At 54.0% G+C, this 13357-nt stretch carries 14 protein-coding genes and 1 other RNA gene; 7 read left to right on the top strand and 8 right to left on the bottom strand.

Annotated elements, in window-relative coordinates; translation table 11 throughout:
- Nucleotides 1-90 precede the first annotated feature (90 nt).
- Nucleotides 91-219: non-coding RNA, RtT sRNA (locus tag RTY00_RS08560), on the top strand.
- A 125-nt stretch (nucleotides 220-344) separates the two neighbouring features.
- Nucleotides 345-1151, top strand: coding sequence for an exodeoxyribonuclease III (xthA, locus tag RTY00_RS08555; RefSeq protein ID WP_312664123.1), 807 nt, complete (start codon nucleotides 345-347; stop codon nucleotides 1149-1151).
- Between the two features lie 32 nt (nucleotides 1152-1183).
- On the opposite strand, the gene RTY00_RS08550 is transcribed toward xthA, so the two are convergent.
- From RTY00_RS08550 to RTY00_RS08535, 4 genes are all read right to left on the bottom strand, one after another.
- On the bottom strand, nucleotides 1184-1480 hold the full coding sequence (locus RTY00_RS08550; RefSeq protein ID WP_008110345.1) for a YnjH family protein: 297 nt from the start codon (nucleotides 1478-1480) through the stop codon (nucleotides 1184-1186).
- Nucleotides 1480-3402, bottom strand: coding sequence for a DNA topoisomerase III (locus tag RTY00_RS08545; protein WP_154193612.1), 1923 nt, complete (start codon nucleotides 3400-3402; stop codon nucleotides 1480-1482). The genes RTY00_RS08550 and RTY00_RS08545 overlap by 1 nt, the downstream gene beginning before the upstream one ends.
- Nucleotides 3403-3423: 21 nt before the next feature.
- Nucleotides 3424-4467: a selenide, water dikinase SelD gene (gene selD / locus RTY00_RS08540; protein WP_312664122.1), complete on the bottom strand. Its 1044-nt coding sequence runs from the start codon at nucleotides 4465-4467 to the stop codon at nucleotides 3424-3426.
- Nucleotides 4468-4620: 153 nt separating this feature from the next.
- Entirely contained in the window at nucleotides 4621-5172 is a 552-nt protein-coding gene (locus RTY00_RS08535; RefSeq protein ID WP_312664121.1) for an NAD(P)H nitroreductase, read from the bottom strand.
- A gap of 169 nt (nucleotides 5173-5341) precedes the next feature.
- On the opposite strand from RTY00_RS08535, the gene sppA reads away from it, so the two are divergent.
- The 3 genes from sppA to pncA all read left to right on the top strand — a co-directional run bounded on the left by sppA (nucleotide 5342) and on the right by pncA (nucleotide 8923).
- Nucleotides 5342-7201, top strand: coding sequence for a signal peptide peptidase SppA (gene sppA / locus RTY00_RS08530; RefSeq protein WP_312664120.1), 1860 nt, complete (start codon nucleotides 5342-5344; stop codon nucleotides 7199-7201).
- Nucleotides 7202-7286: 85 nt separating this feature from the next.
- Nucleotides 7287-8300 (top strand): asparaginase, encoded by a 1014-nt coding sequence (gene ansA / locus RTY00_RS08525; RefSeq protein WP_008110353.1) that lies wholly within the window; start codon nucleotides 7287-7289, stop codon nucleotides 8298-8300.
- Nucleotides 8301-8314: 14 nt separating this feature from the next.
- Nucleotides 8315-8923 carry a bifunctional nicotinamidase/pyrazinamidase gene (gene pncA, locus RTY00_RS08520; protein WP_312664119.1) on the top strand — a complete coding sequence of 203 codons (609 nt, stop codon included), beginning with the start codon at nucleotides 8315-8317 and terminating at the stop codon, nucleotides 8921-8923.
- 36 nt (nucleotides 8924-8959) lie between these two features.
- On the opposite strand, the gene RTY00_RS08515 is transcribed toward pncA, so the two are convergent.
- Both RTY00_RS08515 and msrB read right to left on the bottom strand, forming a co-directional pair.
- Entirely contained in the window at nucleotides 8960-9241 is a 282-nt protein-coding gene (locus RTY00_RS08515; protein ID WP_101764217.1) for a YeaC family protein, read from the bottom strand.
- Between the two features lie 2 nt (nucleotides 9242-9243).
- Nucleotides 9244-9654 (bottom strand): peptide-methionine (R)-S-oxide reductase MsrB, encoded by a 411-nt coding sequence (msrB, locus tag RTY00_RS08510; RefSeq protein ID WP_008110360.1) that lies wholly within the window; start codon nucleotides 9652-9654, stop codon nucleotides 9244-9246.
- 338 nt (nucleotides 9655-9992) lie between these two features.
- Here msrB and gapA point away from each other — a divergent pair, with 338 nt between their 5' ends.
- Nucleotides 9993-10991, top strand: coding sequence for a glyceraldehyde-3-phosphate dehydrogenase (gene gapA, locus RTY00_RS08505; RefSeq protein ID WP_007889697.1), 999 nt, complete (start codon nucleotides 9993-9995; stop codon nucleotides 10989-10991).
- 74 nt (nucleotides 10992-11065) lie between these two features.
- Nucleotides 11066-11938: a D-hexose-6-phosphate mutarotase gene (locus tag RTY00_RS08500; RefSeq protein ID WP_312664118.1), complete on the top strand. Its 873-nt coding sequence runs from the start codon at nucleotides 11066-11068 to the stop codon at nucleotides 11936-11938.
- Between the two features lie 23 nt (nucleotides 11939-11961).
- On the opposite strand, the gene RTY00_RS08495 is transcribed toward RTY00_RS08500, so the two are convergent.
- A complete protein-coding gene (locus tag RTY00_RS08495; RefSeq protein ID WP_312664117.1) occupies nucleotides 11962-12810 on the bottom strand; it encodes an aldo/keto reductase in 849 nt (282 codons plus the stop codon).
- Between the two features lie 83 nt (nucleotides 12811-12893).
- On the bottom strand, nucleotides 12894-13357 hold a 464-nt coding region (locus RTY00_RS08490; protein WP_312664116.1), incomplete at its 5' end, for a MipA/OmpV family protein.

Below are 13357 nucleotides of genomic sequence, written 5' to 3'. Positions count from 1 at the left end.
GCGGCCCGAAGGGTGAGACGCAACGCGTCGAATCATCCTTCTCCCACCACCATCACATATTCTCCTTCTCTCGCTAAAATCACCGAATTCAAATTTATCATCCAGAGAAGGATGAGAAGCTTCGACTGAAGGTTCGAGTCGAACAAAGTGAGACAACGCGCTTTAGCGCGGCCCGAAGGGTGAGACGCAACGCGTCGAATCATCCTTCTCCCACCACCATCAATACCATTCTCCTGTTTTTCCCACTTGTTTTAATCGTTGTAACCTCCTGATTCACACCATGACTTTTGCCCAAAAACTCGTTACCATCGCGCCATACTTTTGCGGATAAAAATGGCAGCGAAATGAAATTTGTCTCTTTCAACATCAACGGCTTGCGTGCGCGTCCTCATCAATTAGCCGCGCTGGTTGAACAGCATCAACCTGATGTCATCGGCTTGCAGGAAACCAAAGTGCATGACGATATGTTCCCGCTCGAAGACGTCAGCAAACTGGGCTATCACGTGTTTTATCACGGACAGAAAGGTCATTACGGCGTCGCGCTGCTGACCAAAGCTGAGCCAGTCAGTGTCTCACGCGGTTTTCCCGGCGATGATGAAGATGCTCAGCGCCGTATAATCATGGCGGAAATCCCGAGTCCAATTGGCGATATCACCGTTATCAACGGTTATTTCCCGCAGGGTGAAAGCCGCGACCATCCCACCAAGTTCCCAGCAAAAGAGAAGTTTTATCGCGATCTGCAAAGCTATCTTGAGCAGCAGTTGGCCGTCGATAAACCGGTGTTGATCATGGGGGACATGAACATCAGCAGCACTGATTTTGACATCGGCATTGGTGAAGAGAATCGTAAACGCTGGCTGCGCACCGGCAAGTGCTCGTTCCTGCCTGAAGAGCGCGAGTGGATGGATCGCTTGCTACAGTGGGGTTTGGTTGATACCTGGCGCGATAAGTTCCCGGAAACTAACGATCGTTTCTCATGGTTTGATTACCGCTCGAAAGGCTTTGACGACAATCGTGGTCTGCGCATCGATCTGCTGCTGGCGAGCCAACCTCTGGCCTCGCGCTGTATTGAGAGTGGCATCGATTACGATATCCGCAGCATGGAAAAACCGTCGGATCACGCCCCGGTTTGGTCAACGTTTAAGCTGTAATGAAGCAGCGTGGCGTGATACGCCACGCGCTTTTATTTGATGATTTTCCAGATTAGCGGATTAGTACCTAATACCTTCTCATCTCTGCCACACTGCAATAACACACCTTCCGCTTTGACCACCGCACCTTCCGAATAACTGCGGTTCTCATAGGTACAGCACTGCATACAGTTGCTCTGACGATTGTTTTGCCCTTGCGTCCACACTTCGGGTGGCAGATCCACCACCACGTCGGTATTACCCGTACGATTATTTTCCGGCTGGCGGTTAGCCAGCGCCGAGGTGCTGCATAACAATAATCCGCCCAGCAACATCATTGCATAACGCATCACTCTGTCTCCTTGGTTTTGCGACGAGCCGTTTTGGGTTTGGCTCTCTTTTTGGCCCCAGGCGCAGTCAATCCGCGAAAGGCCTGTAACGACGGTCGCTGGCGTGCTTCACCAATCAGCCCAATCAAGGTGCTGACCAGCGGCTGCATAAACTCATCATAGCGACAAGATTTCTCACTGATGCGGGTCAGGGTAGATTCCCATTGCGCCGTCATATCCGGCCGGGCGGCCATTTCTGGCAGCGCATGGATCAACGCCCTGCCCGCATCCGTCGAATGAATATAGCGGCCTTTTTTCACCAGAAAAGTGCGGCGGAACAGCAATTCGATAATGCCTGCACGTGTCGCTTCCGTACCTAAACCATCGGTTGCACGCAGCACTTTCTTTAATTCTTTATCCTGCACAAAGCGGGCGATACCCGTCATCGCGGACAACAGTGTCGCATCGGTAAACGGACGCGGCGGCTGCGTCTGCTTCGCCAGCACTTCGCCGCGCTCGCATAGCAGCTCATCGCCTTTGGCGACCACCGGCAGCGGCGTGCCATCGTTCTCCTCGTCACGCTCTTTGCTGCCGAGCAGCGCACGCCAGCCGGCTTCGGCCAGAAAGCGCGCTTTGGCGATAAATTTTCCGCCGCCAATATCGAGGTCAATCACGCATTTGCGGAACACCGCATCCGGGCAAAACTGCATCAGATATTGGCGCGCAATCAGGCCGTAAATATTGGCTTCATTCTCAGTCAGATTGACCTTACTGGCACGCGCGGTAGGAATGATGGCGTGGTGCGCATCGACCTTTTTATCATCCCAACAGCGGTTCTTCTGGTCGGGATTGAAATCTGCTGGCGGTGTCAGATTGGGTTGATGCGCCTGAATGGCGTTCAACACCGCATGGCGTCCGGCAAAGTGTTCATCGGGCAGATAGCGGCTATCGGAGCGCGGATAGGTAATCAACTTGTGGGTTTCATACAGCCGCTGACAACAATCGAGTACGTTTTGCGCGCTAAGGCCAAAGCGTTTGCCGGCTTCTATCTGCAGGCCAGAAAGCGAGAATGGCAGCGGCGCGGTATCCGATTCGCGTTTGTCGTTATATCCGGTGACCAGCGCGGGCTTCCCGTTGATACGCTCAAGCACGTGATCCGCCAGCGGACGATGCAGCAATCTCCCCTCTTCATCCTGCCACGGCTCGCAAGCATCGCTTGGTACCCATGTCGCGACAAAACGTTCTTCCTTTGGCGTGACGATGTGCGCTTTAACTTCGAAATAGTCCTTCGGAATAAAGTTCTCTATCTCTTCATCGCGACGCACCACCAGACCCAGCACCGGCGTCTGTACGCGGCCAACCGACAGCACGCCATCGTAACCCGCATTACGCCCCAGCAGGGTAAAAGCGCGCGTCATATTGATGCCATACAGCCAGTCAGCGCGCGCACGCGCTAATGCGGACACGCACAGCGGAATAAATTCGCGGTTCTCACGCAAACGGCCGACCGCACGCTCAACCGCCGAGGGGTTGAGATCGTTAATCAAACAGCGCTGCACCGTTTTGCGTTTTTCTGGCGCGAGTTGCAGGTAATCCAGCACCTCATCCACCAGCAGTTGACCTTCACGATCGGGGTCACCCGCATGCACCACCGCGCTGGCTTGTTGCAGCAGGCCTTCAATCACTTTTAACTGCTTCGCCACGGAAGGACGCGGCTGCAAGCGCCATTTTTCCGGAATAATTGGTAAATCAGCCAGATTCCAGCGCGCATAGCGGCTGTCGTAACTGTCGGGTTGCGCCTGTTCAAGCAGGTGCCCAACACACCAGGTCACAACCTGGTCATTTCCGCAGGCAATATAGCCGTCTCCACGTCGATGCGGTTTCGGCAACACGTCGGCAATCGCACGCGCTAAGCTGGGTTTTTCGGCAATAAACAAACGCATGGATGGCGTCGTTCCTTAACGTCAGGTAACTACGGTAATCAGTGGACGATCGGCTCTAGAGGCAAACAGTTCGCCAATCGACGTTGCTTGCACGCCTGCTGCAGAGGCACAGCGCTGGAACGCATCAATAGCGCTGGGTTGAACCGCCACCAGCAAGCCGCCGGAGGTTTGTGGATCGCACAGCAGCGCGCGGGTGGCATCATCAAGCGGGGAAACCTGCTCGCCATAGCTGGCGAAGTTGCGGCTGGTGCCGCCCGGCACAGCGCCCGCAGCGATATAGTCATCGACGCCCGCCAGGCGCGGTACCTGCGACGCAATCACTTCGGCACGCAATCCGGAACCGTGGCAGATTTCACTCAAATGGCCGAGTAAGCCAAAACCGGTAACATCAGTCATCGCACTGACGCCCGCCAGTTTGGCGAATTCCGCTCCGGCTTTATTCAGCTGGCACATCACATCGGCGGCCAGCGACTGATGTTCAGGCCGCAGCAGCCCTTTTTTCTCGGCGGTAGTGAGAATGCCAATGCCTAAAGGTTTGGTGAGGAAGAGCTGACAGCCGGCCTGCGCCGCGCTGTTCTTTTTCACACGCGCCACATCGACGATACCGGTTACCGCCAGACCAAAGATCGGCTCAGGTGCATCAATCGAGTGCCCGCCCGCCAGCGCGATTCCCGCCGCCTGACAAGCAGCACGCCCGCCTTCGACCACCTGCTGCGCCACTTCCGGACTCAATACATTCACCGGCCAGCCTAAAATGGCGATCGCCATGATCGGTTTCCCGCCCATGGCATAAATATCGCTGATGGCGTTAGTGGCGGCGATACGACCAAAGGTAAAAGGATCGTCAACGATCGGCATAAAGAAATCGGTGGTCCTTACCACCGCAGTACCATTCCCGAGATCGTACACCGCGGCGTCATCACGCGTTTCATTGCCCACCAGCAGTTGCGGATCGTGAAACGGGCTGAGCTCACTGCGCAGAATGGTTTCTAAAACCTGCGGCGAAATTTTGCACCCGCAACCCGCACCGTGGCTGTATTGCGTTAAACGAAGAGGTTCACTCATGGCGACTTCCTTATGCGATGAACAGAAGGCGCTATGTTAGCCTGGCTGTCAGTTGGGAGTAAGTGTTGCACGACCTAACCTCGATCTTTCGCACAGGCTTTGTGCAATCTCTGCAACGGCGCCTAACCTGCCGTAAATCGCCGCCGTTATCTGTCAGAAATAACTGACAAACTGCGCGGTGTCAGGTGCAACCACAGTGGTGTTGGCTTTCAACTGCGGCGTGCCGAGATAGAGGAAACCGACAATCGCATCCTGTTCGCGGCAGCCGAAGGCTTCGCGCACGGACGGATGATCGGTCCAGGGCCCGCTACGCCAGATGCCGTTGAAGCCTTGCGCCACGGCGGCCATCTGCATCGCCATCACGGCACAGCTTGCAGACGCCAGCTGTTCCCAGTGCGGCACTTTGGCGTGATCTTCACAATGCGCCACCACGGTGATGATCATCGGCGCGCGAAAAGGCGCGGAAGCTGCTTTGTCGATCGCCTTCTGCTCAAGGTTGCTGTCCCGCGCGGCTTGTTCCAGCAAGTTAGCAAAACGCTCGCGCCCTTCATTTTCGACAATAATGAAACGCCAGGGCTGCAATGTGCCGTGATCGGGTGCGCGCATCGCGGCGTGCAGAATATTTTGCAGCGCTTCCCCCGCCGGAGCCGGTTCTGCCAGACGTGACGCCGAGCGGCGATTAACTAATAAATCCAATGCATCCATTATTCTTCTCCCGTGAATAAAAAGCGTGGGCTAATCCTGGCACAGCGCGATCTTTTGTAACAGTCTGGCGCGATTTCCTGCTGACTTTTCGCACGCCGCTCTTTAGGATGAACCCGACATCGGGGCAGACCGCGTGCTGGCTGCCCTGCTACGTGAATATGGAGAGTTTATGCGCACTTTGTGGCGAATTATTTCCGGCCTGTTCCGCTGGACCTGGCGGGTACTGAATTTTATTCGGGAATTTATTCTTAATTTATTTCTTATTGTGTTGATCCTGGCGGGCGTCGGGATTTGGCTGCAGGTTTCCAGTTCCAACAGCAGTGAACCTGTGCAGCAAGGCGCGCTGAAAATCGATCTGAGCGGTGTGCTGGTCGATAAACCTTCCGTCAGTAATCGTTTGAGCCGTATCAGCCGTCAACTGTTAGGCGCCAACAGCGATCGCCTGCAGGAGAACTCCCTGTTTGACGTCGTTGACGCGATCCGCCAAGCCAAAACCGATAAAAACATCACTGGCATCGTGCTGGAGCTGCGTGACTTTGCTGGTGGCGATCAACCTTCGCTGCAATATGTGGGTAAAGCGCTGCGCGAATTCCGTGACGCCGGCAAACCTATTTACGCGGTCGGCGACAGTTACAGCCAGGCGCAATACTACATCGCCAGCTATGCCAACAAGGTCTATCTCTCACCGCAGGGCACGGTCGATTTGCACGGCTTCGCCACTAACGGTTTGTACTACAAGTCTCTGCTGGATAAGTTGAAAGTGAACTCGCATGTGTTCCGCGTAGGCACTTACAAATCTGCGGTTGAGCCGTTCCTGCGTGACGATATGTCACCAGAAGCGCGCGACGCCGATGGTCGCTGGATCGGTCAGCTGTGGCAGAATTACCTGAATACCGTGGCGGCTAATCGTCAGATCACCCCAGAACAGCTGTTCCCTGGCGCAGCCGGCATCATTAGCGGCCTGCAAGCGGTACAAGGCGATACGGCGAAATATGCACTTAACAATAAATTGGTGGATGCGCTGGATACACGTGCAGCCGCCGATCAGGAACTGGTGAAAACTTTCGGCTGGGATAAGGCAAATAACGATTACCGTAGCGTCAGTATCTACGACTATACCGTTAAACAGCCGCCGCAGAGTCAGGATGGCAATATCGCGGTGATCCTCGCCAGCGGGGCGATTATGGATGGTGAAGAGAGCGCCGGAAATGTCGGCGGTGATACCACGGCGTCGCAAATTCGCGATGCGCGTCTGGATCCGAAAATCAAAGCCATTGTATTGCGTGTCAACAGCCCAGGCGGCAGCGTCACCGCATCGGAAGCGATCCGTGAAGAGCTGGCTGCAGCTCACGATGCGGGTAAACCGGTAGTGGTTTCGATGGGCGGCATGGCAGCATCCGGCGGTTACTGGATTTCAACGCCTGCTGATTACATCGTGGCGGCCCCCAGCACGCTGACCGGCTCCATCGGTATCTTTGGCGTGATTAACACCGTTGAAAACAGCCTGAGTTCGGTGGGTGTGCATACTGACGGTGTGGCTACATCGCCGCTGGCGGACGTGGCCACCACTAAAGCGCTGCCAACCGAAGTGCAGCAGCTGATGCAGCTGACCATTGAGAACGGCTATCGTAACTTCGTAAGCCTGGTGGCGACCTCGCGTCACAAAACGCCAGACGAAATCAATGCGATTGCGCAGGGGCACGTTTGGACCGGTAGCGATGCGAAAGCCAATGGTTTGGTCGATGCGTTGGGTGACTTTGACGATGCCGTAGCAAAAGCCGCTGAGTTGGCGAAAGTCGCCAAGCCGGAGTTGAGCTGGTATCAGGATGATCCGGGCATCATCGATCTGCTGCTGAATCAGATGAACGCGTCGGTTCAGGCGGTGTTGCCGGCTGCGCTGAAAGTCTGGCTGCCTGCGCCAATGTTGGACGTGATGAGCGCAATGAAGCAGCAACCTGGCTTACTGAATAACCTCAACGATCCGCAAAATCGCTACGCTTTCTGCCTTAACTGCGGCAACGTACGCTAATCTTTACAGCCCGGCCGCTGGTCGGGCTGCTTTTCGTTCGCAATCCCCTTATACTGCGCGTTTTACGGCAAGTCTGAGTTCCTTCATGCAAAAGAAAAATATCTACGTAGCCTACACCGGCGGCACCATCGGGATGCAGCGCTCTGCGCAGGGCTACATTCCGGTATCGGGTCATCTGCAGCAGCAGCTGGCAAACATGCCCGAATTCCATCGGCCTGAAATGCCGGCTTTCACCATCCATGAATATCAGCCGCTGATGGATTCCTCGGACATGACGCCGCAGGATTGGCAATCGATTGCGAACGATATTAAGCAAAACTACGATCGCTACGATGGCTTTGTGATTTTGCATGGTACCGACACCATGGCATTCACCGCTTCAGCGCTCTCCTTTATGCTGGAGAACCTCGCCAAGCCGGTGATTGTCACCGGCTCGCAAATTCCCCTGGCAGAATTGCGTTCTGATGGTCAGCAAAATCTGCTGAACTCGCTGTACGTGGCAGCCAATTATCCAATCAATGAAGTTGCCCTGTTTTTCAACAACACGCTGTTCCGCGGCAACCGCACCACCAAGGCGCATGCTGACGGCTTTAATGCCTTCGCGTCGCCAAACCTGGCGCCATTGCTGGAAGCAGGCATTCATATCCGCCGGTTGAATACGCCGCCCGCACCGCAAGGTCATGGCGAGCTGATTGTGCATCCGATCACGCCGCAGCCGATTGGCGTGGTGACGATTTATCCGGGTATCTCTGCTGACGTGGTGGGTAACTTCCTGCGTCAGCCGGTGAAAGCCTTGATCCTGCGTTCCTACGGCGTGGGCAACGCGCCGCAAAATGCCGAGTTCCTGTCGGAACTGCAACAGGCCAGCGATCGCGGCATTGTGGTGGTGAATCTGACGCAGTGTATGTCCGGCAAAGTGAATATGGGCGGCTATGCCACCGGCAATGCGCTGGAGCATGCGGGCGTGATCAGCGGTTTTGATCTCACGGTTGAGGCGACATTAACCAAACTGCATTTTTTATTAAGTCAGAACCTCACCAGCGCGGAAATTCGTGCCAAAATGCAGCAGAATTTACGCGGCGAACTGACCGAAGATTGATACGGAGCGAACGAATGAAGCGGGCATTGATAATTATCGATATTCAGAACGATTTTTGCCCCGGCGGCCCAATGGCGGTGCGTGATGGTGACCAAACGGTTGCCGTCGCCAATCGATTTGCGCGTGAGTTTCACGATCGGGGCGAATGTGTGGTGGCATTGCAGGACTGGCATCCAGCCAATCACGGCAGCTTCGCCTCAATCTCTGGCGAGCCGGTTTACACGCTGGGCGAATTAAACGGTTTAGCGCAAATCTGGTGGCCGGATCACGGTATTGAGAACTCTGTCGGGGCGGATTTCCACCCCGATCTCGATCGCTCTCTGATTGATGCCGTGTTCCATAAAGGGGGCGATGTTGAGGTGGATAGCTACAGCGCCTTCTTTGATAACGGCCATCGCCGCAAGACAGAGCTCGATAGCTGGCTGCGCGAGCGCGGCATCAGCGATTTAGTGATGTTGGGTATTGCCACCGATTACTGCGTCAAATACAGCGTGCTGGATGCGCTGGAGTTGGGTTACAACGTGGAGGTGGTTAAAGAAGGCTGCCGTGGTGTGAACCTGAATCCGGATGACAGTGAAATTGCGTTCGATCAGATGGCAGCACAAGGTGCGGTATTAATCTGAAAATAAGGGGCTGGTGAGAACCAGCCCTTTGGCTTTTTAGTGCAGGTTGATGCGTGTGACATCTGGCTCAATGCCGAACTCTTCTTTCAGCTGTTTCTTCGATTTCATCACCATATCGCCACCTTTACTGATGGTCATATGCTGCGGATCGTCATTGTGGCGAGCCTGCCACAACATCACCAGCTGCAGACAATTCTCTTTCTGCTCCGGCGTTAGCGCAACGCCATCCGGCCATTTGCCGATCTCAACCGCCGTGGAGAGTCGCTCGTACACTTCCGGCGTCATCGCCTCCAGCATCGCTTCCAGTTCCTGTTTCATGCTTAGCCCTCTTGCTGATTGCCCTGCTCATCAGTGAAGTTTAGCGAGGCGGAGTTCACGCAATAGCGCTCACCGCTTGGCTGTGGGCCATCCGGGAACACATGCCCTAAATGCGCATCACAGTTGCCACAACGAATCTCAACCCGATGCATGCCGTGTGAATCATCTTCCAGATAGCGGATAGCTTCGTCACTGAAAGGCTGATAGAAACTTGGCCAGCCACAGCCTGAATCATATTTGGTTTCGGAGAGAAACAGCGGCGAGTTACAAACTAAGCAGTGGTAAATCCCTTCCTGCTTATTGTGCAGCAAGGCGCCCGAGAAAGGGGGCTCCGTTCCACGATGCTGAGTGACATAGCGCTGCATTTCGGAAAGCTGCGCAATTTTTGCGTCGGGTGCGGTGTCTTTAGCCATTTTGAGTTCCGGAGTGTCATTCTGAAAAAATCGACTAGTATTCTAACAAACGTACAACATCTATCGGGTCTTTTTTCGTGCTAACGCATCCGACATCTCTTCCACAGCACGATTTTGTGATGGCGATCACCCTTTGCAAAAGTCATCCCTTTTCAGCCCGCATTCGGCGTAACATAGGCGCGCAATAAGGGTGCTGCGTAAGCGATTGCGCAACGAATTATTCCTGGTGTTGGAATTGACCTGTCGCAACAATTGACACGATTCCGCTTGACGCCTGGTAAGGTTTTTGTAATTTTACAGCCAACCTTTTATTCACTAACAAATAGCTGGTGGAATATATGACTATCAAAGTAGGTATTAACGGTTTTGGCCGTATCGGTCGCATCGTTTTCCGTGCTGCGCAGCAGCGTTCTGACATCGAAATCGTCGCGATCAACGATCTGCTCGACGCCGATTACATGGCATACATGCTGAAGTATGACTCTACTCACGGTCGTTTTGACGGCACTGTAGAAGTGAAAGACGGTGCACTGATTGTTAACGGTAAGAAAATCCGTGTTACCGCTGAGAAAGACCCGGCTAACCTGAAGTGGGACGAAGTGGGTGTTGACGTTGTTGCTGAAGCGACCGGTATCTTCCTGACCGACGAAACTGCACGTAAACACATCACCGCTGGCGCGAAGAAAGTGGTTCTGACGGGTCCTTCTAAAGACAGCACCCCAATGTTCGTTCGTGGCGCTAACTTTGACAAATATGCTGGCCAGGACATCGTTTCTAACGCGTCTTGCACCACTAACTGCCTGGCTCCACTGGCTAAAGTTATCAACGACAACTTCGGTATCGTTGAAGGTCTGATGACCACCGTGCACGCAACTACCGCAACCCAGAAAACCGTTGATGGCCCGTCTCACAAAGACTGGCGTGGCGGCCGTGGCGCAGCGCAGAACATCATCCCATCTTCTACCGGTGCAGCTAAAGCAGTTGGCGTTGTTCTGCCAGAGCTGAACGGCAAACTGACCGGTATGGCGTTCCGCGTTCCTACTCCAAACGTGTCTGTTGTTGACCTGACTGTTCGCCTGGAAAAACCAGCGACATACAAAGAAATTTGTGCAGTGATCAAAGCTGAGTCAGAAGGCAAAATGAAAGGCGTACTGGGCTACATCGAAGACGACGTGGTTTCTACCGATTTCAACGGCGAAACCCTGACTTCAGTGTTCGATGCTAAAGCAGGTATCGCTCTGAACGACAACTTCGTGAAACTGGTTTCCTGGTACGATAACGAAACTGGTTACTCACACAAAGTTCTGGATCTGATTGCACTGGTTGCTTCTAAGTAAGCTAACCGGCTAAACAGACAAGGGGTGACTTCGGTCGCCCCTTTTTTTCGACTGGATAAAGAGAAGGTCTGACCATGCAAGATACGCTTTATACCCTTCCGGTAGTGAATCAAATCACCCCTTATCTTTCACAGCGTCAGCAGGGTGATTTGCCGATTGTGGTGATCAGCCATCCCAAAGTACGTGCGGCGATTGCCCTACAAGGCGCACATCTGCTCTCGTGGCAGCCTAGCGGCCAGCAGCCGGTAATTTGGCTCAGCGAAAAGACGCCGTTTACCACGGGCAAAGCAATTCGCGGCGGCGTGCCTATTTGCTGGCCGTGGTTTGGTCCGGCTGGTGAACCGGCGCACGGTTTTGCACGCAATATGCCGTGGACATTGACCGCCCATGACGAAAACGAAGATGCGGTGTTGCTGACTTTCACACTGGAAAGCAACGCACAAACCAAAAAGCTGTGGCCACACGATTTCACCCTGCTCGCTCGTTTCCGCATTGCTGAGCATTGTGAAATTGAGCTGGAAGCCTACGGCGATTATGAAGCCACGGCGGCGTTGCACAGCTACTTCCAGATTGCAGATATCGCGCAGGTCGAAGTGAGCGGATTGGGTAATAGCTTTATCGATAAGGTTAACGATAATGCGGTTGGCGCATCAGACGGCAAACAGACCTATCCTAATCGCGTTGATCGTATTCACACCGCAGCGGATGACTGCAGCGTGATTCACGATAAAGCCGGCAAACGTCAGATTGAAATCTATCACCACTATCAGAGTGACGTTGTCACGTGGAATCCGGGTCCAGAATTGTCGTGCAGCATGGGTGACATGCCAAATGAAGGCTACAAAACCATGGTGTGCGTAGAAACGGCGCGCATAAGCAAGCCGTTAAAAAGCGCGGGCGAATCTCCTGCGCGTTTGGGCACCACGATTCGTATCGTCAACAAGTAATAAGATGCGGCGCTGTTGCGCCGCTAAACCACATCCAATGCGGTTTTAGTCAGCGGCGCAGGAAACGCCCGATCGATGATGCACAGCTCTTCAAGGGTCAGATTGACGCCAAGCGCCGCCGCATTTTGCTGCACATGTGCAACGCTGCTGGCTTTTGGAATGGCTAAAACGCCCGGCTGACGTATCACCCAGGCCAGCATCACTTGCGCCACGCTAATGCCCTTCTGTTGTGCAATCTGTTGAAGATGCGCATCGTCAAACAGCGCCTGGCGCAATCGTCCAGCCTGTGCCAGCGGACAATATGCCATAATGGGCATCTCACGCTGCTGACATTGCGGCAGTAAATCGAACTCGATCCCACGCGACGCTAAGTGGTACAACACCTGATTCGTTAAACACGCCTTGCCGCCGGGCTCATGCCACAGTTCCAGCATATCGTCGTGGTCAAAGTTAGAGACGCCCCAATAGCGAATTTTGCCCTGCTGCTGCAAAGATTCCATCGCGCGGATGGTTTCTTCTAAGGGCACATTGCCCCGCCAGTGCAACAGATAAAGATCGAGGTAATCGGTTTGTAGACGGCGCAGACTGCGTTCGCAAGCTTCAATAGCGTCAACTTCTCCGGCATTCCATGGATAGACCTTCGATACCAGCCAGGCTTGATCGCGACGTCCGCGTAACGCATCCCCGACCACCTCTTCAGCGCCGCCTTCTGCATACATCTCAGCGGTGTCGATAATCTTGAGGCCGAGATCTAAGCCCGCCTGCAGTGCCGCCACTTCCTGGCTGCGTAATGATGGATTCTCGCCCATATACCAGGTTCCCTGGCCGATGGCGGGTAAAGCTGATTCACCATGAAATTGAATGGTCTTCATTACTCCTCCTGTTGCGCTAAATTGGGGCCCTGGATTGGTGCAATGCAAGAAAAACGCCTCATTATGAGGCGCTTATTTCATCATCAGAAGCTGTAACTGATGCCGGTCCAGAGTGTGTACTGCCCACTCTTATTGACCATCGGGCTGTCTTTGATTTCGCTGTCGAAGCGCGTGTAACGGCCTGACAAGCTGGCGTTCCAGCTTTCGCTGATTTGGTAGCTAGCATTCATCTCAACGTACGGTGACCAGCTGTCGTCAGGATGGTACTCAGCGATGCCAGTACGCGCGCTTTCATGCGAGGAAACACCGTAGTAATAACGGTTCTGATTGGCGCTGTTCCACAGCGCGCCAATGCCCGGCGTCAGGCTCAAAGCACCGAAATTAAAGCGATATAAATAGGTGAGATCCCACATCATGCCGTTGCTGTTATTGAGCACATCACCCAGCAAAGTGGTGCGCACGATGCCCCAATCAGCGACATGACGATAGTTGGCACCGGCCATCAGCGTCATACGACGCTTATCCCGCGTTTTCATATCACCCAAAT

Source organism: Pantoea sp. CTOTU49201 (assembly GCF_032054795.1).
GTDB lineage: Bacteria > Pseudomonadota > Gammaproteobacteria > Enterobacterales > Enterobacteriaceae > Pantoea > Pantoea symbiotica.
This window is presented reverse-complemented; position numbering and strand designations above follow the sequence as displayed.

What these genes read in the sequence shown, in the direction of transcription:
- xthA (WP_312664123.1), top strand. Translation starts at nt 345, where the DNA reads ATGAAATTTGTCTCTTTCAACATCAACGGCTTGCGTGCGCGTCCTCAT.
- RTY00_RS08550 (WP_008110345.1), bottom strand. Translation starts at nt 1,480, where the DNA reads ATGCGTTATGCAATGATGTTGCTGGGCGGATTATTGTTATGCAGCACC.
- RTY00_RS08545 (WP_154193612.1), bottom strand. Translation starts at nt 3,402, where the DNA reads ATGCGTTTGTTTATTGCCGAAAAACCCAGCTTAGCGCGTGCGATTGCC.
- selD (WP_312664122.1), bottom strand. Translation starts at nt 4,467, where the DNA reads ATGAGTGAACCTCTTCGTTTAACGCAATACAGCCACGGTGCGGGTTGC.
- RTY00_RS08535 (WP_312664121.1), bottom strand. Translation starts at nt 5,172, where the DNA reads ATGGATGCATTGGATTTATTAGTTAATCGCCGCTCGGCGTCACGTCTG.
- sppA (WP_312664120.1), top strand. Translation starts at nt 5,342, where the DNA reads ATGCGCACTTTGTGGCGAATTATTTCCGGCCTGTTCCGCTGGACCTGG.
- ansA (WP_008110353.1), top strand. Translation starts at nt 7,287, where the DNA reads ATGCAAAAGAAAAATATCTACGTAGCCTACACCGGCGGCACCATCGGG.
- pncA (WP_312664119.1), top strand. Translation starts at nt 8,315, where the DNA reads ATGAAGCGGGCATTGATAATTATCGATATTCAGAACGATTTTTGCCCC.
- RTY00_RS08515 (WP_101764217.1), bottom strand. Translation starts at nt 9,241, where the DNA reads ATGAAACAGGAACTGGAAGCGATGCTGGAGGCGATGACGCCGGAAGTG.
- msrB (WP_008110360.1), bottom strand. Translation starts at nt 9,654, where the DNA reads ATGGCTAAAGACACCGCACCCGACGCAAAAATTGCGCAGCTTTCCGAA.
- gapA (WP_007889697.1), top strand. Translation starts at nt 9,993, where the DNA reads ATGACTATCAAAGTAGGTATTAACGGTTTTGGCCGTATCGGTCGCATC.
- RTY00_RS08500 (WP_312664118.1), top strand. Translation starts at nt 11,066, where the DNA reads ATGCAAGATACGCTTTATACCCTTCCGGTAGTGAATCAAATCACCCCT.
- RTY00_RS08495 (WP_312664117.1), bottom strand. Translation starts at nt 12,810, where the DNA reads ATGAAGACCATTCAATTTCATGGTGAATCAGCTTTACCCGCCATCGGC.